Here is a 19,462-nt window from a genome sequence, read left to right on the forward strand (position 1 = left end):
AATCCGATAAATCAGACAAATTAAATAAAAGGTCGTCTGAAACTGTCTGTTTTTACCCACACACAGACCTTTCAGACGACCTCTTTTTCACCACTCAAACCGGCTTAAGGTGCGACCCGTTTACGGTTTGCCGCAGCCAAAAGCGCGAGCATTTCTTCGGTGGTATCCCAGCCGATACAGGCATCGGTAATGCTTTGCCCGTAAACCTCGGGCTTGTCCTGTCTGCCTTCGACCAAATGGCTTTCCACCATTACGCCCATAATATTGTCTTCGCCGTTTTCCAGTTGCGCGGCAACATCTTGGGCAACTTCCATCTGCCGTCTGTAATCTTTACGGCTGTTTGCGTGGCTGCAATCGACCATCAGCTTGGGCGACAAACCGGCCTTTATCAATTGTTCCGCCGCCGATTTGACGTGTTCGGTGCTGTAATTCGGTTCTTTGCCGCCGCGCAGGATAACGTGGCAGTCGGGATTGCCGCTGGTATGTACAATGGCGGAATGCCCTGCTTTGGTTACAGACAGGAAGTGATGTGGATGACTTGCCGCGCCAATCGCATCGATGGCGATTTTCAGATTGCCGTCCGTACCGTTTTTGAAACCGACCGGACAGGACAGGCCGCTGGCGAGTTCGCGGTGTACTTGGCTCTCCGTCGTCCGCGCACCAATCGCGCCCCAAGAAATCAAGTCCGCGTAATATTGCGGCGTAATCATGTCGAGGAACTCTGTCGAAGCGGGCATGCCCATATTGTTCAGCGTCAGCAGCAAGCTGCGCGCCTGACGCAGACCGTAGTTGATGTCGAACGTACCGTCCAAGTGCGGGTCGTTAATCAGACCTTTCCAGCCGACCGTCGTGCGCGGTTTTTCAAAATACACGCGCATCACAATCAGCAATTCTTTTTCATATTTCTTGCGCAACACCAGCAAACGTTCGGCGTATTCCAAGGCGGCTTTGGGGTCGTGGATGGAACACGGGCCGATAATCACCAGCAGGCGGTTGTCCTTGCCATGAACCAAATCGGCGATTTCATGCCGCGTGCGGTGTACCAGCCCCGCCGCTTCCTCGGAAATCGGCAGTTCGTACAAATGGGCAATCGGCGGCAGCAGCTCTTTGACTTCTCTAATCTTAATATCGTCGGTAGGGTATTGTTTGGTCATTTTTATTGCTTTCAAATTCAGATAAATTAAGGCATAGATTACCTTCTTTACCTGTTTTAAACAAGACTTTTAACCATCTTACGGCAATTTTATTTCAAAAAATCAAATTTTTTCTGTTTTTATATATTTAAATTTCTAAAATTCAAATTTTTTCGCAATAAAATTTTGATTAATTCAATAAGCAATACCTGCGTTGTCAACAATTTTCATCCTTCCCCAATAATCCTCCCGCCTTCCGACAGCATCTTTTTGACGAATACATATAAGACTATTTCATCCAAAACTTGACCGCGGACAAGCCCTGCTTCGTTTTTACGCAAGCCGACATATCACTCACATTGAAATGTAGTAAAATAACAAAATATCAAAGCAATATCGCGCAGCCTGTGTTACTTATCCTACACAACCTACCCTGCCGCATCATTAAAATAACCATATATTCGTCGCACATCCCACACATCCTTCCCGCCCTTACTGAAAAGCCGTCCTACCTTTCAGACGACCTTTCTTTTCAACCTCAAAACAAGGAGCGTTACAATGAAAGCAGCACGTTTTTACGATAAAGGCGACATCCGCATCGAAGACATCCCCGAACCGACCGTCGCCCCCGGCACCGTCGGCATCAACGTCGCCTGGTGCGGCATCTGCGGTACCGACCTGCACGAATTTATGGAAGGCCCGATTTTCATCCCGCCCTGCGGCCATCCGCACCCGATTTCCGGCGAGTCCGCGCCCGTAACGATGGGACACGAGTTCTCCGGCGTGGTTTATGCCGTCGGCGAAGGCGTGGACGACCTCAAAGTCGGGCAACACGTCGTGGTCGAGCCCTACATCATCCGTGATGATGTACCGACCGGCGAAGGCAGCAACTACCACCTCTCCAAAGACATGAACTTCATCGGCTTGGGCGGCTGCGGTGGCGGCCTTGCCGAAAAAATCGCCGTCAAACGCCGCTGGGTGCATCCGATTTCCGACAAAATCCCGTTAGACCAAGCCGCTTTGATTGAACCCCTGTCCGTCGGCCATCACGCCTACGTCCGCAGCGGCGCGAAAGCCGGCGACGTCGCATTGGTCGGCGGTGCAGGCCCGATCGGTTTGCTGCTTGCCGCCGTGTTGAAAGCCAAAGGCATCAAAGTCATCATCACCGAATTGAGCAAGGCGCGCAAAGACAAAGCCCGCGAATCCGGCGTTGCCGACTACATCCTTGACCCGTCCGAAGTCGACGTCGTCGAAGAAGTGAAAAAACTGACCAACGGCGAAGGCGTGGACGTGGCATTCGAATGCACCAGCGTCAATAAAGTGCTGGACACCATGGTCGAAGCCTGCCGCCCGACCGCGAAAGTCGTCATCGTATCCATTTGGAGCCACCCCGCCACCATCAACGTCCACAGCGTTGTGATGAAAGAGCTGGACGTACGCGGTACCATCGCCTACTGCAACGACCACGCCGAAACCATCAAACTGGTGGAAGAAGGCAAAATCAACCTCGAACCTTTCATCACCCAGCGCATCAAGCTGGACGAACTGATTTCCGAAGGCTTCGAACGTCTGATTCACAACAACGAATCCGCCGTCAAAATCATCGTCAATCCCAACCTGTAAACGCCTGACGGATTGATAGAAACACAAAGGTCGTCTGAAAACCTCAAACCGAGATTTTCAGACGACCTTTTTATCTGCAAAGACAATTCACCCCATCATCCACAATATCCGTCGGGCTATTGCCCATCAGTTATAGTGGATTAAATTTAAATCAGTACGGCGTTGCCTCACCTTAGCTCAAAGAGAACGATTCTCTAAGGTGCTGAAGCACCAAGTGAATCGGTTCCGTACTATCTGTACTGTCTGCGGCTTCGTCGCCTTGTCCTGATTTAAATTTAATCCACTATATTTCCAAACACTACCCAATCTACTGCCAAAACATCTGCAAAGGTCGTCTGAAAGCCAACCTCAAGAAACTAAAGCTTCTTTTAAACGCTTTCAGACTACCTCTTATCCAATTTAAATGCCGAATAAAAGATAATCTTTGCAAAAAAACAACAAAAAATAATACAAAAATTTACAAAAAACACAGGAACTTATAAAATGCCAAACAATAACAGTTGCAATAATAATTATATATCATAATAATGCCACATATACCGTTCAGGCATAAAAACCTACCGTATAACCAGCACACAGAAATATTACGGAGACTGTGTCAATACACACCTAAACTCACATACAAGGATAAATCCGATGAAAACACGTTTTACTTTAACTTCTCTGGCTTTGGCTTCACTTCTGATGGCTAGCAATGCTGCTATGGCTGATGAATCCACTGGCAACTTCAACGTTACAATCAAATTAACAGGACAATGTGAAGCTGTCGAAGTAGATGGCGGCAGCACAGCACTTACAGAACCTTCCGCAGCACAAGATGGCAATTCAATTACACAAGGTGCTGATATCAACTTTGGAGACCATGTAGCCAAAGCCGGAGCCAATGTAATTGACGGAACAAGCAAAGGCTCAACTACAAGCGGTATTAAAGTAACTTGTAGTAAAAACATGCCATTCAACATCGCTTTAGAATCAATAAATAAACCTGGTTCCACCGGCGAAGGCCTGATGAAAGGTGTTACAACTGGAAACACCGACGAAATCGGCTACCAACTCTACAAACCTACTGTTTCCTCTGCGGGCTCTTGGCAAAATACCGTTACTGCTTCTACAGACTATTCAGATGCCAACAAATGGGGCAAAGATAGCAATGCTTTGAGCTTATATGGTAAAGGCTATGACGCACCTATGGTCATCCCAGTACTTGCCCGAGTTCCTGCAAATTCTCTGGACAAATATCTCGACCGTTATCAAGACCGCGTAAAAGTAACCTTGTCTTGGTAATAGAACCCTCAAAACAAAACAACTAAAAAATCCTCATGCAAAAAGCAATCAGCACACTTGTCGGTATGCTGACGGCGGCAGCGGTTTTACCAAACCATGCCGCCGGTTTGCAAGTCAGTCCGACATCGCTTTCCCTGCCCGCCAAACAGCGGGCGGGTATTTTTACTTTGGGAAACAAGGGCGCAGAGCCGTTGACGGCACAAGTGCGCGTATTCCGCTGGACGCAGGACGCAAACGGCGGTGAGGTACTCGAGCCCACCGATGCCGTCATTGCCAGCCCGCCCATGGTCAAACTGGAAGCGGGTGCGCAGCAGCAGTTCCGCGTGATGCGTGTCAAACCGTCCGACAAACAGGCTGAAGAAGCCTACCGCCTGATTGTGGACGAGCTGCCTGCTCCCGATGCGAAACCACGAAAAGGCATTCAGTTGGTGATGCGCTATTCGCTGCCGCTGTTTGTCAACGTTCAAAACAATGCCGAACCGAAACTGCAATGGCGTGCGGAAAAATCCGCGAACGGTAAAGCGGTTTTGGTTGCCGAAAACACGGGCAATGCCCATGCGCAACTGAGCAATATTACTTTTCAGACGACCTCTGCCAAAGACGCCTTGACGCTGGCAAACGGTTTGGCAGGCTACGTCCTGCCGGGCAACACTTGGAAACGCGAATTGGAAGTTTCCCCCGCCTCTCTGAACCAAGGTCGTCTGAATGCCACGGTAAACGGTATGCCGATCCAAACGGAGGTACGGTTTGCCGCCCCATGACCTAAGGACACGGCTCACCCGGCTGAGTGCCGCGCTGATGCTGTGTTTCTACGCCCTGCCCTCACCTGCTCAAGACATCCTGACGCAGGCTGCGCCTGCTGCCTACGAGCAGGCATGGCTGACCGTTTACCCGCAGGTCAAAGTCAACGGCAGCATACGCGACGGTATCGAACCCTTCATGTCGCGCAACGGCGTGCTGTATGCGCGCCCCGAATCCCTGCGCGCCTACGGCATTGCCCTGCCCGACGCAGAAGCTGCCGAGGCGGGCAAAAACGGCGTTGTGCCTGAAATTCAGGACGGCGCATCCACACTCGGCGCAGGCGTATGGTTCGAACTCTCCTCTATCCCCGGCTTGCAGGCGAAATACGATGCCGCCGCGCAAACCCTTGATCTCACCGCCCCCCTCGAATGGCAGCCCGATCTGAAAACCGCCCGAATCGGCGCATTGCAGGAAAACCGCTACGCCATCGCCAAACCCGGCTTTGCCGCCGTTCTGAACTATGACGCCAATATCTCGCGCAACCGCTCCGGCAACGGCACACAGGGCGTTTTCGGCGAAATGCGCCTGAGCACGCCTTGGGGCTATCTGAACCACACCCAATTTGCCAACCGTAGCCGCAACAAAGAAAGCGGCTCCCGCGGCAACACCGCCCGCCTGGATACCTACTGGCGCACCGTCTGGCCCGAACAAGGCATATCGCTGACCGTCGGCGACACCCTGACCGGACAAATCGGCTCATGGGGCGGCACACGCATCGGCGGTATCAAAATCTCCCGCACTTACAACACTCGCCCATGGAAACAAACCGCCCCGCTGCGTTCCTACCTCGGTAAAAGCACCCTGCCCGGCACGGTCGACCTCTACCTCGACGGCGTCAAACAAATGAGCCGCGACGTCGAAGCTGGCGAATACGAACTCATCATGCCGCCGTCCATCAGCGGCCGCAGCAACGCCCAAGTCGTTGCCACCGACGTACTGGGACGCACCGTCGTCGTCGATATGCCGCTTTACGGCGGCAGCGGACTTTTGGCAAAAGGCTTGAACGAATGGTCGTTTGAAGCAGGCTACGTCCGCCGCGATTACGGCATCCGTTCCGCAAAATACCAATCCGACCCCGCCGCCTCCGGCACGCTGCGTTACGGCGTCAGCAATACCCTGACCGCCCAAATCCACGGCGAAGCCGCGCGCGGCTACCGTCAGGCAGGCATTGCCGCCGATACCGTATTGGGTTCGCTCGGACAACTCAATCTTAATTATGCCGAAAGCCGCTTTGCGGGCAAAACAGGACGGCGCGGCAGCGCGTTTTTCAGCACCCAATGGGACAGGCTCTCCTTCAGCGCGGGCGCAAGCCGTACCAACGGACAATTTGCCGAACTGGGCGATACCGCATACGGCGCAGACTTTTTCAAAGCCACACGCCACCCCGCCACATCCGCATCCGCATCCGCAGGCTGGAGCAGCGACGAACTCGGCTCATTCAGCCTATCCTACGTCCATTCCCACACCGAAGGCAGTCCCGCCGACGGCGTAGGCTCATTCGGCTGGAGCCGCAGCTTCAAAAACCGCACCTCGCTCTACGCCGGCGCCAATAAAAACTTCCGCAACAGGCGCGAACTGAGTTTCCACGCAGGTCTTTCCGTCAGCCTCGACAACGGCTATTCGACCTCCGCAGGCATCAGCAGAAACAAACACAACAACAGCTACCAAGCAACCCTGAACAAAACCAGCAGCGGCATGGGCAGCACCAGTTGGGGTATAGGCTGGCAGCAAAACGACAACACAAACGGCAACCGCAGCAACACTTTCAACGGCAACATCCGCCATCAAAACACCTACGGCGACGGCTGGGCAAACGTTTACAGCCAAAGCGGCAACAGCAACTGGAACGCAGGCTGGAGGGGCGGTCTCGTCCTCATGGGCGGCAGCCTCTTCGCCACCCGCCAAGTCAACGACAGTTTCGCCGTCGTCAGCACCGGCGATATGGCGAACGTCCCCATCCGCGCAGGCGGTATGCCCGCAGGCAAAACCAACCGCAAAGGGCTGGCACTGATCCCCAGCCTCTCCGCCTACCAAAAAAACACCGTCAGCGTCGATATTGCCGAGTTGCCGCTAGACGTCCAGCTTGAACACACCGTCGCCGAAATCGCCCCGCCCGAACGCTCGGGCATGCGCGTCGAATTCAAAATCCAGCGTACCCGCGCCGCCACCATGACGCTGAAAGACGCACAAAACCAATTACTCCCGAGCGGCGGCAGCATTACTGCCGAAGACGGCACACCGGCAGCCGTAACCGGCTTCGACGGCAAAACATATATTGAAAACATGAAAGAAGGTAGAAACCGCTTCACCGTCATCCTCCCCGAAAACGGCGGCACTTGCACCTTCGAAGCGGACTACCCTGAAACACACAATCCGGATTCCATCCCGGAACTGGGAGACATCATATGCAGATAAATATAAAGAGAGGTCGTCTGAAAACCGCAAACCGTCTTTTCCGACAAATGACATTGCCTGCCGTATTCGGACTGCTGTCCCTGTCCGCAGGACAGACTTGGGCAAACAGTGGCGAAGCTGGAAGATTTGTACAATGCACCGCCACAGTGCAAGGCAACGAAACCGTCAACGGCCATCCTGCCTTGGTATTTGGAAGTCAAGGCAATGGGGTCAACCTTCTGAACAACAACCAGCCGGAAGATATCCAAGCCACCATTAATTACACATGCACCAATACCATTGCCCAGCCCTTAAAAGTACGCCTGTGCTTTAATATTGACGGGGGACGTGCATCACCAACTACATTTAGTCCTCGAAGAATGACAAACTCCAGGATTAACAACCAAACGCTGCAATTCTTATTACTTAAACCCGATGAGACAGAATGGGGTTCAGATTCAAAAAATAATACGCCCAAAAGTTCTAGCACAGATATCATGCGCATCCCCGCCAAAGACACTGTCACAGGAAGCATGCCTATTAAAGCAAGATTGGTTAGCGGACAAAGTAACATCATACCCACGACCACTGGACACTCTTATCTCTCGAACTTTACCGACGGCTCCACCGCATTAAGCTGGAGGGCTGCATATGAGGGTGCTCCCGATCCTGTCGATTGCGGAGGATTCCTAACCACCCAACGTTTCTCCTTTGTCGTCCAAGCCTATGTTGCGCCCGTCTGCGAATTCATCTCTGCCGACGACATCGACTTCGGCACGCACACCGCCGGCAGCAACAACCTGAAACAGTCGGGCAACCTCACCGTCCGCTGCACCAACGGCACGCCCTACACCGTCGGTCTGATTCCTTCCAACAGCAATCAGGAAGGCAGCGGCGAGATGAAATCCACCAACCCAGCCAATACTGACAAAGTCCCCTACCGCCTCAAAAAGGGTACCCATACAAACGCCCACCTATGGGGCAACAATCCTTCGGGATCAGGCAGCGCGTTGAAATCTACCGGCGACGGCAACAGCCAAATTCACACCATCTCGGCAGAAGTAAAAAACACCGACTACACCCCAGGCGAATATAAAGACAAGGTAACCGTCGATATCCGATACTGATCCGAAAGGTCGTCTGAAAAACAGTGCGGCATTTCGGTTATCAAAATGCTGCTCGAACTGTGCTTTCTAATGATGCCGGCGTTCCTGCAAAACCTTGAATCCTTCCTAAATGCAAGCCTGCGACTTTGCGTCAGGTTTGCTTTCGGAACATTCCGGTTTGGCAGGAACGCTTTTTTTCAGACGACCTCTCCCATACGATCCCAAAACAACATATAGTGGATTAACTTTAAATCAGGACAAGGTGACGAAGCCGCAGACAGTACAGATAGTACGGAACCGATTCACTTGGTGCTTCAGCACCTTAGAGAATCGTTCTCTTTGAGCTAAGGCGAGGCGACACCGTACTGGTTTAAAGTTAATCCACTATAAAAAACTTTACATTTACCTCAAACAGGTTTAAAACTCTTCCTTTTCCCCTATTCAGAAATTTGTTAACAATTTCCCCCTAAGGAGCTCAACATGAAAGTAGGTTTCGTCGGCTGGCGCGGCATGGTCGGTTCGGTTTTGATGCAGCGTATGAAAGAAGAAAACGACTTCGCCCACATTCCCGAAGCGTTCTTCTTCACCACATCCAACGTCGGCGGCGCGGCACCTGATTTCGGTCAGGCGGCTAAAACATTATTGGATGCGAACGACGTTGCCGAGCTGGCGAAAATGGACATCATCGTAACCTGCCAAGGCGGCGATTACACCAAATCCGTGTTCCAACCCCTGCGCGACAGCGGCTGGAACGGCTACTGGATTGACGCGGCGTCATCCCTGCGCATGAAAGACGACGCGATTATCGTCCTCGACCCAGTCAACCGAAACGTCATCGACAACGGCCTCAAAAACGGCGTGAAAAACTACATCGGCGGCAACTGCACCGTCTCCCTGATGCTGATGGCGCTGGGCGGCCTGTTCCAAAACGATTTGGTCGAATGGGCAACCAGCATGACCTACCAAGCCGCATCCGGCGCAGGTGCGAAAAACATGCGCGAACTCATCAGCGGCATGGGCGCGATTCACGCCCAAGTGGCGGACGAGCTTGCCGATCCTTCCAGCGCGATTCTCGACATCGACCGCAAAGTGTCCGATTTCCTGCGCAGCGAAGACTATCCGAAAGCCAACTTCGGCGTACCGCTCGCCGGCAGCCTGATTCCGTGGATTGATGTGGATTTAGGCAACGGCCAGTCCAAAGAAGAATGGAAAGGCGGCGCGGAAACCAACAAAATCCTCGGCCGCAGCGACAATCCGACCGTAATCGACGGTTTGTGCGTCCGCATCGGTTCTATGCGCTGCCACAGCCAAGCCATCACCCTGAAACTGAAAAAAGACCTGCCCGTTTCCGAAATCGAAGCAATTTTGGCAGGCGCGAACGACTGGGTGAAAGTCATCCCCAACGAAAAAGAAGCCAGCATCCACGAGCTGACCCCTGCAAAAGTTACCGGCACGCTGTCCGTCCCCGTCGGACGCATCCGCAAACTGGGCATGGGCGGCGAATACATCAGCGCGTTCACCGTCGGCGACCAACTCTTGTGGGGTGCAGCCGAACCCCTGCGCCGCGTGTTGCGCATCGTGTTGGGCAGTTTGTAAGATTCGCAGGTCAAACAAAAAAGCAACGGTTTATCCGTTGCTTTTTTTATGGCAAAGAAAACAGCATCAAACAAAACGACAATGCCGTCCTGACTTAACCGACTTACCCTATGAAGAGGTCGTCTGAAAACTGAACTGCACCCCAAAAGTTGGACATCCCCTCCAACTCACAAGGTGCAGTTTTTTTATGAGCAAATATACATTACACTTCAAATACCAAGCCGTACTCCACTACCTGCATATACGCAGCCAACAACGTACCGCAGACCACTACGGCATTTCCCGAACCCACCTGAGACGATGGATACGCGCCTATCAAGAAGGCGGTATCGGCGCACTCGAACATCCCCAATCCAAAACCATGCCCCAACACCGCAAAAACCCCTTCATCGCCGACAAACCCGACCAAGAAAAAACGCAGGCAGAGCTTATCGAAGAGTTGTGCTATATGCGCGCAGAGGTCGCCTACCTAAAGGAGTTAAAAGCCCTCAGCCAAAAACAGACCGAAAAGGACAAAGCCAAACCGTCCAAACACTGAGGGCGCAACACCCGCTCAAATACCTGCTGCACATCGCAAACCTGCCCAAAAGCAGCTTTTACTACCACCACCAAGACCGGCCCGACACCGACGCAGCCGACAAAGCCCTCCTTGTCGAAACCTACCGGCGGCATAAAGGACGCTACGGACAAAGGCGCATTGCCGCCGCATTAGATTGGAACCGCAAAAAAGTGGCGCGGTTGATGAAGCAGTTGGAACTGAAAGCCCTCATACGGGCGAAAAAAGCCTACCGCCATCCCGCCATGGGCGAGATATCGGAGCACCTCCTCAAACGCCTATTCAAAGCTGAAAAGCCTAACGAAAAATGGCTGACCGACGTTACCGAACTCAAAGGGAAGGACGGCAAACTGTACCTCTCGCCGATATTGGACCTGTTCAACCGGGAAATCGTCGCCTACGCCATGAGCCGCAGAGCCGACAGCGAAATGGTGAAGGAAATGCTCGAAAAAGCCGCCCCCCGTCTGACTGATAAAGGAACGATGCTTCATTCGGACCAAGGTGTGCTGTACCGTACGGCGGGGTATAGGGAATTGCTTGCGGAGCATTCCATGGTTCAAAGCATGTCGCGTAAGGCGAACTGTTGGGACAATGCGCCGATGGAGAGTTTCTTTGCGGTGTTGAAGACGGAGTGTTTCTATAACGCAGGAGAATTGACGGTGGACGAATTGATGAAACAGATAGATGACTATATGGATTACTACAACCGGGAGCGTTGCAGTTTGAAATTGAAAAAGCTGAGTCCTGTCGCATACAGAACCCAGCTTACACAGAGCGCCTGAATAGGCTTTTATGAGTGTCCAAGATTTGGGGGCCAGTTCAAACCCGAAATCCGGTTTTCAGACGACCTCTTGCCATTCAAACAGGAAAACCGTTTGCCTGAAGCCCGTTTATGTTTCGGGCTGTTTCAGACGACCTCCCCTTTTCTGTTCACCGATTAAATACCGCGCAACAATTCATTGACGCTGGTTTTGGCGCGGGTTTGCGCGTCTACGCGTTTGACGATAACGGCGCAGTAGAGGCTGTGGCTGCCGTCTTTGGAAGGCATGCTGCCGGACACGACAACCGAGCCTGCCGGTACGCGGCCTTGGTAGATTTCGCCGGTAGTGCGGTCGAAGATTTTAGTAGATTGTCCGATGAACACGCCCATGGAAATCACGCTGCCTTCTTCGACAATCACGCCTTCGACGATTTCGGAACGCGCGCCGATGAAACAGTTGTCTTCAATGATGGTCGGGCTGGCTTGCAGGGGTTCGAGTACGCCGCCGATGCCGACACCGCCGCTCAAGTGGACGTTTTTACCGATTTGGGCGCAAGAGCCGACGGTCGCCCAAGTATCGACCATTGCGCCTTCGTCAACGTATGCGCCGATGTTGACATAAGACGGCATCAGGACGACGTTTTTGGCAACGAAGCTGCCGCGGCGCGCAACGGCACCGGGTACGGCGCGGAAACCGGCGGCGCGGAACTCGTCTTCAGACCAGTCGGCAAACTTGGTCGGCACTTTGTCGAAGTATTTGTTCACGCCGTCGTTGAGGACTTCGTTGTCTTGGATGCGGAAGGACAACAGGACGGCTTTTTTCGCCCATTCGTTGACTTTCCATTCTCCCACGCCCAAGCGTTCGGCAACGCGCAGTTTGCCTGAATCGAGTTGGCGGATGGTTTCCAACACGGCTTCTTTGACTTCGGGGGTAACGGTGGTCGGGGTGATGTCCGCACGGTTTTCAAAGGCGGTTTCAATGATGTTTTGCAAAGACATGGGGATTCCTTTTGAAGAGGGTAAAAGGTCGTCTGAAAAATTCGGATAACCTGCAAACAGGCGGTATTTTGCCATGTAAACGCTTTGCCGTCAGCTTTTGCGGGAATGCGGCGATATTCCTATCCAATCCGAGCTTCCACAAACCCGTCCCCGCCCGTTTAAAACAAATCGGCATAATCAAACAAAAAGGTCGTCTGAAAACCTTGATTCCGGTTTTCAGACGACCTTCAGGATGGGAAGTAAGGTTAATTAAGGCAACGAACAACCTTCGGGAGCCAAGATTTTACATTCTGTCAATCCTCCTTTCCTGCAATTTTGTAAAGCAATTTGCTCGGCAGTTCCCGGATGACCTGCCCCGTCAACCACAACGAATTTATTTTTAATTTTTCCTTCAGCCGCAGCAACACAACCATTCCGTACCCATGCGATTGCTTTACAGGGAGTCTTACTACCTTGCTGACAGCGTTGGATTGCTGCTTGCTGGGCTTCTGCCTTGGAATTGTGGTTTAGAGAACCTGTAATATAACCAGCCCTTGAACTATAAGCTAAAGCTCCGAATTTGGAGGGGACTTGTACAGTAATGCTTCTACTTGATGAAGTACCGCTTTGGTTTCCCGATTGCGGCGGATCGGAATTATATAGAATCTGTTGCCCATCAGGACCGATAATTCGACATGTCCCAGTTGCAGGTTGGAATTCTCCTCCGCAGTTATGCGCATAGAGATTGGAACTAATTAATCCAAATAACGTAAAAATTAAAACTCTCATTATTCTTCCTTATTTATTTTCATTGACTTTGCTTTGAGCAAGTTGAGATATGGGTGATGATCGGTGTAATTTGACGGCATTAGGAGCAATGTGCAATGTATATATTATATCCAGGCGTGAACGACTGTTTTTCGAATCATCTACCGTCCAATTGGATTATAGCTGTTAAAACTACCTTTTACTCCGTTAAACCAAGCACTAACCATCAGTATCAAGTCATTGGCAGCGTCAAAAGTAACCGCCCCACTGTCTAGACAAACTAAATCAAGAGGTCGTCTGAAAACCTTGATTCCGGTTTTCAGACGACCTTTTGGCAAATACCAAAATCAGTTTGCCGATTCTACGCCATAAGGTTTGTTTGACGTTTTGATGGTCAGGGTCAGTACGGCGGCGATGATAAGGAGGACACCGGCAAAAGTCATGGCATGTCCTGGGTCGGCGCCGAGCAAGTTCTCATAGATTTTACTGAAGGTAAGGGTTTGGATCAGCATCGGTATCACAATCATCATGTTGACGATGCCCATATACACGCCGTAGCGCTCTTTCGGGATGGAATGCACGACAATCATAAACGGCACGCCCATCATACTTGCCCAGCCGATACCGAAGCCGATCATCGGGGCGAGCATCATGTTTTTATCGGTAACATGCGGAATCGCCAAAAGGGCAAGTGCGGCAAGGGTAACGGCAAAGGCATGGACGTATTTGGCGGCGTATTTACGCGCCATCCACATCAACCCGAAGGCAGAAATAAAGGTCACGACGTTGTAAAAGCCATTGACCACACCGGTCCATGCCACTGCGTCCTCATATGCAACTTTGTTGGCAGAGGTAGCATTCCATATAGATTTGGCGAGACTGTGGGAGATGTATTGCCAGTAGATGAAGAGTGCGTACCATTGGAAGAGGTAAACCGAAGCGAGCTGCCACAAGGGTTTCGGCATGTCTTTAATAGCATGGTAAATTTCTTTAATGGCTTCAACAGGACCGCCGGATTGAGCTTTAATCGCCGCCAGCTCTTCAGGAGACGGCTCATGTTCGGGGGTGGACAATACGGTCACTAAAACAGAGCCGATGGAGCAGACGGCGCCAATATAGAACGAGCCGAATACCCAGTAGGGGATACCTGCTTCGGAGGTTTGGTTCAACCAGTCGATTTTCTTGAAGGCATAGAGCGATATGTTGGCAAGGGTAATGCCCAAGCCGGTAAACACGGACTGCATCAAAAAGCCGGTGGATTGCTGGCGTTCGGGAACGGTATCGGCGATGAAGGCGCGGAAAGGCTCCATGGCGGTATTGTTGCTGATGTCCAAGAGCCACAGCAGCAATACGGCAACCCACAATGCGGTAACGTGCGGATAGAAGAACAGACACAAGCTGCAACCGATGGCGCCGAGCAGGAAATACGGACGGCGGCGGCCGAGTCCGGGAATCCATGTACGGTCGCTCATGGCACCGATAAGGGGCTGCACCAGCAAACCGGTAATCGGTCCTGCCATATTGAGATAAGGCAGTTTTGCAGGGTCAGCTTGCAAGAAACTGAAAATCGGGTTGATGGCGGTTTGCTGCAAACCGAAGCTGTATTGAATGCCGAAGAAGCCGAAGTTCATCAGCATAATCTGGCGAAGCGTCAGGGATACTTGTGGGGAAATCTTCATTTTGAAGCGACTCCTGGACTGTATAAGAAGAAAACATGGAACAACAAACTGCGGGAAACACTGCATAGTCGAAGCGGTTGAGCCGCTTTCTTTATTTTTGGGCGTATCGTGTCGATACGTTGCAAATGGATAACGTGATGTGTTGTTTGTGTTTTCAGACGACCTTTTATTGTCGTATTGTGTCAGCCTCATAAAGCAGACGTCGTCTGAAAGGATGTTTTACTTCAATGCCGTGACCGACTGCCGCCAAATCGTTTCCCCGACAACCCGAACGGGCGGACGGGCGGTTTCTTTGGTCTCGATAATGTCGAACAGGATTTCCGCCGCCAGCGCGCCCATGCGCATATAGGGCAGCTCGGTGCTGGTCAGCGGCGGAAACAGGGTTTCGGCAATCGCGCTGTGGTTGTCGTAACCTGCCACCGATATCTGCTCCGGAACGCGTACGCCGCGCGTCCTCAAAATGCCGTAAACGCGGACCGCCATTTCGTCGTTGCCGCAGCAAATGACCGTCGGCGGGTCGGCAAGCGACAACAGCTTCAACACTGCCGCAATCAAAGGTTCGCTGTCGTTGGCAAAGTCGGTGATGCCGGTTTGCACCAAATCAGGATCGAACACCATGTCCGATTCGTCCAAAGCGCGGCGGTAGCCCGCCAAACGCAGCCGCGTCGCTTCTGCGCCCGCCTGCAAGGTGATATAGGCGATACGGCGGTGTCCGTGACGGATGATGTTGCGTACCAAATCGTATTGCCCGCGCTCGTCGTCCGGCAAAACCGACGGCGTACCCGCCGCGTCGAAACAGTTGACCAAAACCATCGGGCAGCGGTTGGGCATTTCGGGCAGGACGATTTCGCGGTGCGATTCGGTTACATACAAAATGCCTTCCGCGCGGTGTTCCATAAACGTCCTGACCAAAGGGTCGATTTGCTCGTAGCGGTTGTCCGTATCCGCAATCATCAGCGTTTTGCCCGCTTCGCGGATTTTCTGCTGGATGCCTTTGATTAAAAACATATCCGGCAGACCGTGTACCCCACCGTATTCGCCCGTGCGCGAGATGGCGCCGGTAATCAGTCCGACCAAGTCCGAGCGGTTCGACCGCATCACCCGCGCCGCCGAAGACGGGATATAACCCAAAGCCGCAATCGCTGTTTCGACTTTTGCACGGGTTTTATCGCTGACCGGCGCATCGCCGTTGATGACGCGGCTGACCGTTTTGGGTGAGACGCCCGCATAAGCAGCAACATCATAAATTGTAGCCATCTTACGACTCCCGCCTCATCCCTGTTTCATTTGATTACGAAGCATATCACACCTGACATCGGTGTCATACCGAAAAATTTACAGAACTTTGATAAAAATCAATCATATAAATTGCATATTGCATACAATTCTTAACCAAGCCGACTCCCCGCATTCGCCAAACCCGCGCCCCTTTGTTAAACTACATACGACTACATAAATATTCACTCTATCGAACCAATCACTACAACGACAATCTATAACTGAATCACATCCCCCGAATGAGCGGGGCGAACCCAATTCCGAAGGAAACCCGATGACCGCATTTACCGAAGCATGGCAAGCCCTTGAACAACACCGGCTCGACACACAACACCTCCACCTGCGCGACCGCTTCGCCGCCGAACCCGACCGCTTCGGCAATATGCACGAAACCCTCGACGGCCTCCTCTTCGATTACAGCAAAAACCGCCTCGGCGAAGACACTTTGCAACTCTTGTGCCGCCTTGCCGAAGCCTCGCCCCTAGCCGGACAAATGCACGCCATGCAAAACGGCGAAAAAATCAACCTCAGCGAACACCGCGCCGTCCTCCATACCGCCTTGCGCCTGCCGCCCGACGCCGCGCCCGTTTACGTTGACGGCGAAAACATCCTCCCCAAAATCCACCGCGAACTCGACCGCGCCCTCGCCTTCGCCGAATCACTCAACAACGGCAGCCACAGAGGCATCACCGACAAACCCATCACCGACTTCGTCCACATCGGCATAGGCGGCTCCGACCTTGGCCCCAGAATGTGCGTAGAAGCCCTCAAAGCCTACCGCCAAAACATCCGCGTCCACTTCGTCAGCAATTCAGACGACGCCGACATCAGCCGCACACTCGCCCACCTCAAGCCCGAAACCACCGTATTCAGCATCGCCAGCAAATCCTTCCGCACGCCCGAAACCCTGCTCAACGCCTACGCCGCCCGCGCCTGGTATCGTGATGCAGGTTTGCCCGAATCCGGCATCTACCGCCACTTCTGCGCCATCTCCTCCGACGTTGCCGCCGCCCGAAACTTCGGCATCGCACCCGACAACGTCTTCGCCATGTTCGACTGGGTCGGCGGACGCTATTCCGTCTGGTCAACCATCGGCCTGCCCGTCATGGTCGCCGTCGGCACAGACCGCTTCCGCGAACTCCTCGCTGGCGCGCACGCCATGGACACCCATTTCTTCCAAACCCCCTACCGCCGCAACATCCCCGTCCTCATGGCGCTCATCAGCATCTGGTACAACAACTTCCAGCATGCCGACGGACAAACCGCCGTCCCATACAGCCACAACCTGCGCCACCTCCCCTCGTGGCTCAACCAGCTCGACATGGAAAGCCTCGGCAAAAACCGCACCGCCGACGGCCGTCCCGTCCCACACACCACCGGCGGCATCGTCTTCGGCGAAGAAGGCGTCAACTGCCAGCACGCCTATTTCCAACTCCTCCACCAAGGCACACGGCTCATCCCCTGCGACTTCATCGTCCCCATGACCACCGCCTACGGCATCAACCGCCAACACCGCTTCACCGTCGCCAACGCCTTCGCCCAAGCAGAAGCCCTGATGAAAGGCAAAACCCTCGAAGAGGCCCGCGCCGAACTTGCCGACCTGCCCGAAGCCGAACGCGAACGCCTCGCCCCGCAAAAAGAATTCCCCGGCAACCGCCCGAGCAACAGCCTCCTTCTCAGCGCCACCGACCCCCGCCGCCTCGGCATGCTCATGGCGGCATACGAACACCGCACCTTCGTCCAAGGCGCGATTTGGGGCATCAACCCCTTCGACCAATGGGGCGTCGAATATGGCAAAGAACTCGCCAAAACCATCGAACCCGAACTCGATCGCGGCAACCCGCAGCACGACAGTTCCACCAACGGCCTCATCGCCTTCTACCGCGCCAGCCAAAACCGATAGGCAGTCCAAACATAAAAGGTCGTCTGAAAACTTATAGTGGATTAACTTTAAATCAGGACAAGGCGACGAAGCCGCAGACAGTACAGATAGTACGGAATCGATTCACTTGGTGCTTCAGCACCTTAGAGAATCGTTCTCTTTGAGCTAAGGCAAGGCAACGCCGTACTGGTTTAAAGTTAATCCACTATACATCGTGTTTTCAGACAACCTTTGTGTGTTCATCATTTTCGTGGACAGAGTCCACTCTACGGCACTTGCGTTGCCAAAAAACTTTGTAGCGTGGGCTTCGTCCACGAACCACTTAAGATTTCAGACGACCTGTCCGCCCATTATTTCCGTGGGTAGAACCCACGCTACGGATACCGTGCCAACCAAAACCGATACGCAGTCCAAACATGAAAGGTCATCTGAAAACTTACATCGGGTTTTCAGACGACCTTTGCGTGTTCATCATTTTCGTGGACAGAGTCCACGCTACGGAGCTTGCGTTGCCAATAAACTTTGTAGCGTGGGCTTCGCCCACGAACCACTCAAGATTTCAGACGACCTGTCCGCCAGTCAGCTTCGTGGGTAGAACCCACGCTACGGATACAGTGCCAACCAAAACCGATACGCAGTCCAAACATGAAAGGTCGTCTGAAAACCTACATCAGGTTTTCAGACGACCTTTTTGTGTCTATCGTTTTCGTGGACAGAGTCCACGCTACGGTGCAAGTGTTACCAACAGACCGCGTAGCGTGGGCTTTGCCTACGAGCCATTGAAGATTCCAACAAACAACCCGCCAAAAATCCCAGACGCAAAAAAAGCAGACCCGTCCGGCCTGCTTTCGATATTTCCGATTAATCCAGATTCAAAACGGCGGAGGTGTAAACGTCCTGCACGTCATCCAAATCTTCCAACGCGTCAATCAGTTTCTGCATTTTGACGGCGTCTTCGCCGGAGAGTTCGGTTTCGTTTTGGGCGCGCATGGTGACGTCGCCGTCAACGGATTTGTAGCCTGCGGCTTCCAATGCTGCTTTTACGCCCGCCCAATCGTTGGGGGCGGTGATGACTTCGATGGAGCCGTCGTCGTTGGCAATCACGTCTTCCGCACCAGCTTCCAGAGCGGCTTCCATCAGCGCGTCTTCGTCAACGCCGGGTTCGAACACCAGATAACCCTGATGCACGAAGTTGAACGCCACGCAGCCGTCGGTGCCCAAGTTGCCGCCGTTTTTGGTGAACGCATGGCGCACGTCGGCGACGGTGCGGGTTTTGTTGTCGGTCAGGCAGTCCACCATCAGCGCCGCGCCGCCGATGCCGTAGCCTTCGTAGCGCAACTCGATATATTCCACGCCTTCCAAATTACCCGTACCTTTGTCGATGGCGCGTTGCACGTTGTCTTTGGGCATATTGTTTTCGGCGGCTTTTTCCAAAGCCAGGCGCAGGCGCGGGTTGGCGCCGGGATCGCCGCCGCCCATGCGGGCTGCGACGGTGATTTCTTTAATCAGACGGGTGAAGATTTTGCCGCGTTTGGCATCTTGACGGGCTTTTTTATGCTGGATATTCGCCCACTTGCTATGACCTGCCATATATGGATTCCTTTCGATTTTCCGCCTTATCCGG

At 52.9% G+C, this 19,462-nt stretch carries 15 protein-coding genes and 1 pseudogene; 10 read left to right on the plus strand and 6 right to left on the minus strand.

The genetic code is table 11. The annotated features are described in order from the left end of the window. Positions 1-104: 104 nt before the first annotated feature. Positions 105-1,154, minus strand: coding sequence for a 3-deoxy-7-phosphoheptulonate synthase AroG (gene aroG / locus MON40_RS10945; protein ID WP_003776530.1), 1,050 nt, complete (start codon positions 1,152-1,154; stop codon positions 105-107). A 537-nt stretch (positions 1,155-1,691) separates the two neighbouring features. On the opposite strand from aroG, the gene MON40_RS10950 reads away from it, so the two are divergent. The 9 genes and pseudogenes from MON40_RS10950 to MON40_RS10990 all read left to right on the plus strand — a co-directional run bounded on the left by MON40_RS10950 (position 1,692) and on the right by MON40_RS10990 (position 11,275). Further along, complete coding sequence (locus tag MON40_RS10950) at positions 1,692-2,756, plus strand: 2,3-butanediol dehydrogenase (RefSeq protein ID WP_003776525.1); 1,065 nt, start codon at positions 1,692-1,694, stop codon at positions 2,754-2,756. 636 nt (positions 2,757-3,392) lie between these two features. Beyond that, entirely contained in the window at positions 3,393-4,040 is a 648-nt protein-coding gene (locus MON40_RS10955; RefSeq protein ID WP_039862738.1) for a spore coat protein U domain-containing protein, read from the plus strand. A 35-nt stretch (positions 4,041-4,075) separates the two neighbouring features. Further along, positions 4,076-4,801 carry a fimbrial biogenesis chaperone gene (locus MON40_RS10960; RefSeq protein WP_003776518.1) on the plus strand — a complete coding sequence of 242 codons (726 nt, stop codon included), beginning with the start codon at positions 4,076-4,078 and terminating at the stop codon, positions 4,799-4,801. A 37-nt stretch (positions 4,802-4,838) separates the two neighbouring features. Next, on the plus strand, positions 4,839-7,256 hold the full coding sequence (locus tag MON40_RS10965; protein WP_003776516.1) for a fimbria/pilus outer membrane usher protein: 2,418 nt from the start codon (positions 4,839-4,841) through the stop codon (positions 7,254-7,256). Between the two features lie 47 nt (positions 7,257-7,303). Then, positions 7,304-7,741 (plus strand): annotated as a pseudogene (locus tag MON40_RS10970) (spore coat protein U domain-containing protein); the annotation flags it as partial. A 27-nt stretch (positions 7,742-7,768) separates the two neighbouring features. Beyond that, the gene (locus MON40_RS10975; RefSeq protein WP_242926050.1) at positions 7,769-8,362 is read left to right on the plus strand and encodes a Csu type fimbrial protein; all 594 of its coding nucleotides are present in this window, start codon (positions 7,769-7,771) and stop codon (positions 8,360-8,362) included. Positions 8,363-8,821: 459 nt separating this feature from the next. Beyond that, a complete protein-coding gene (asd, locus tag MON40_RS10980) occupies positions 8,822-9,937 on the plus strand; it encodes an aspartate-semialdehyde dehydrogenase (protein ID WP_003764573.1) in 1,116 nt (371 codons plus the stop codon). Positions 9,938-10,124: 187 nt separating this feature from the next. Further along, a complete protein-coding gene (locus tag MON40_RS10985) occupies positions 10,125-10,475 on the plus strand; it encodes a helix-turn-helix domain-containing protein (protein ID WP_003756443.1) in 351 nt (116 codons plus the stop codon). Further along, positions 10,379-11,275: an IS3 family transposase gene (locus MON40_RS10990; protein ID WP_242925910.1), complete on the plus strand. Its 897-nt coding sequence runs from the start codon at positions 10,379-10,381 to the stop codon at positions 11,273-11,275. Before MON40_RS10985 ends, MON40_RS10990 begins: the two co-directional genes overlap by 97 nt. Before the next feature lie 155 nt (positions 11,276-11,430). On the opposite strand, the gene dapD is transcribed toward MON40_RS10990, so the two are convergent. The 4 genes from dapD to MON40_RS11010 all read right to left on the minus strand — a co-directional run bounded on the left by dapD (position 11,431) and on the right by MON40_RS11010 (position 15,935). Next, positions 11,431-12,252 (minus strand): 2,3,4,5-tetrahydropyridine-2,6-dicarboxylate N-succinyltransferase, encoded by an 822-nt coding sequence (dapD, locus tag MON40_RS10995; protein ID WP_036491649.1) that lies wholly within the window; start codon positions 12,250-12,252, stop codon positions 11,431-11,433. Positions 12,253-12,501: 249 nt separating this feature from the next. After that, the gene (locus MON40_RS11000) at positions 12,502-13,020 is read right to left on the minus strand and encodes a DUF4189 domain-containing protein (RefSeq protein ID WP_003761644.1); all 519 of its coding nucleotides are present in this window, start codon (positions 13,018-13,020) and stop codon (positions 12,502-12,504) included. Between the two features lie 326 nt (positions 13,021-13,346). Beyond that, positions 13,347-14,678 carry an MFS transporter gene (locus MON40_RS11005; RefSeq protein WP_003756445.1) on the minus strand — a complete coding sequence of 444 codons (1,332 nt, stop codon included), beginning with the start codon at positions 14,676-14,678 and terminating at the stop codon, positions 13,347-13,349. Between the two features lie 219 nt (positions 14,679-14,897). Further along, positions 14,898-15,935 (minus strand): LacI family DNA-binding transcriptional regulator, encoded by a 1,038-nt coding sequence (locus MON40_RS11010; protein ID WP_003776497.1) that lies wholly within the window; start codon positions 15,933-15,935, stop codon positions 14,898-14,900. Between the two features lie 295 nt (positions 15,936-16,230). Here MON40_RS11010 and pgi point away from each other — a divergent pair, with 295 nt between their 5' ends. Continuing rightward, entirely contained in the window at positions 16,231-17,859 is a 1,629-nt protein-coding gene (gene pgi / locus MON40_RS11015; protein ID WP_003776496.1) for a glucose-6-phosphate isomerase, read from the plus strand. Between the two features lie 840 nt (positions 17,860-18,699). Here the strand turns inward: pgi and MON40_RS11020 are convergent. Then, a complete protein-coding gene (locus tag MON40_RS11020) occupies positions 18,700-19,428 on the minus strand; it encodes a YebC/PmpR family DNA-binding transcriptional regulator (RefSeq protein WP_003776493.1) in 729 nt (242 codons plus the stop codon). Positions 19,429-19,462 lie beyond the last annotated feature (34 nt).

Source organism: Neisseria macacae ATCC 33926 (assembly GCF_022749495.1).
Classification (GTDB): domain Bacteria; phylum Pseudomonadota; class Gammaproteobacteria; order Burkholderiales; family Neisseriaceae; genus Neisseria; species Neisseria macacae.

Excerpts from the sequence above, each read along its gene's own strand:
- aroG (WP_003776530.1), bottom strand. The coding sequence starts at position 1,154 with ATGACCAAACAATACCCTACCGACGATATTAAGATTAGAGAAGTCAAA.
- MON40_RS10950 (WP_003776525.1), top strand. The coding sequence starts at position 1,692 with ATGAAAGCAGCACGTTTTTACGATAAAGGCGACATCCGCATCGAAGAC.
- MON40_RS10955 (WP_039862738.1), top strand. The coding sequence starts at position 3,393 with ATGAAAACACGTTTTACTTTAACTTCTCTGGCTTTGGCTTCACTTCTG.
- MON40_RS10960 (WP_003776518.1), top strand. The coding sequence starts at position 4,076 with ATGCAAAAAGCAATCAGCACACTTGTCGGTATGCTGACGGCGGCAGCG.
- MON40_RS10965 (WP_003776516.1), top strand. The coding sequence starts at position 4,839 with ATGCTGTGTTTCTACGCCCTGCCCTCACCTGCTCAAGACATCCTGACG.
- MON40_RS10975 (WP_242926050.1), top strand. The coding sequence starts at position 7,769 with ATGCCTATTAAAGCAAGATTGGTTAGCGGACAAAGTAACATCATACCC.
- asd (WP_003764573.1), top strand. The coding sequence starts at position 8,822 with ATGAAAGTAGGTTTCGTCGGCTGGCGCGGCATGGTCGGTTCGGTTTTG.
- MON40_RS10985 (WP_003756443.1), top strand. The coding sequence starts at position 10,125 with ATGAGCAAATATACATTACACTTCAAATACCAAGCCGTACTCCACTAC.
- dapD (WP_036491649.1), bottom strand. The coding sequence starts at position 12,252 with ATGTCTTTGCAAAACATCATTGAAACCGCCTTTGAAAACCGTGCGGAC.
- MON40_RS11000 (WP_003761644.1), bottom strand. The coding sequence starts at position 13,020 with ATGAGAGTTTTAATTTTTACGTTATTTGGATTAATTAGTTCCAATCTC.
- MON40_RS11005 (WP_003756445.1), bottom strand. The coding sequence starts at position 14,678 with ATGAAGATTTCCCCACAAGTATCCCTGACGCTTCGCCAGATTATGCTG.
- MON40_RS11010 (WP_003776497.1), bottom strand. The coding sequence starts at position 15,935 with ATGGCTACAATTTATGATGTTGCTGCTTATGCGGGCGTCTCACCCAAA.
- pgi (WP_003776496.1), top strand. The coding sequence starts at position 16,231 with ATGACCGCATTTACCGAAGCATGGCAAGCCCTTGAACAACACCGGCTC.
- MON40_RS11020 (WP_003776493.1), bottom strand. The coding sequence starts at position 19,428 with ATGGCAGGTCATAGCAAGTGGGCGAATATCCAGCATAAAAAAGCCCGT.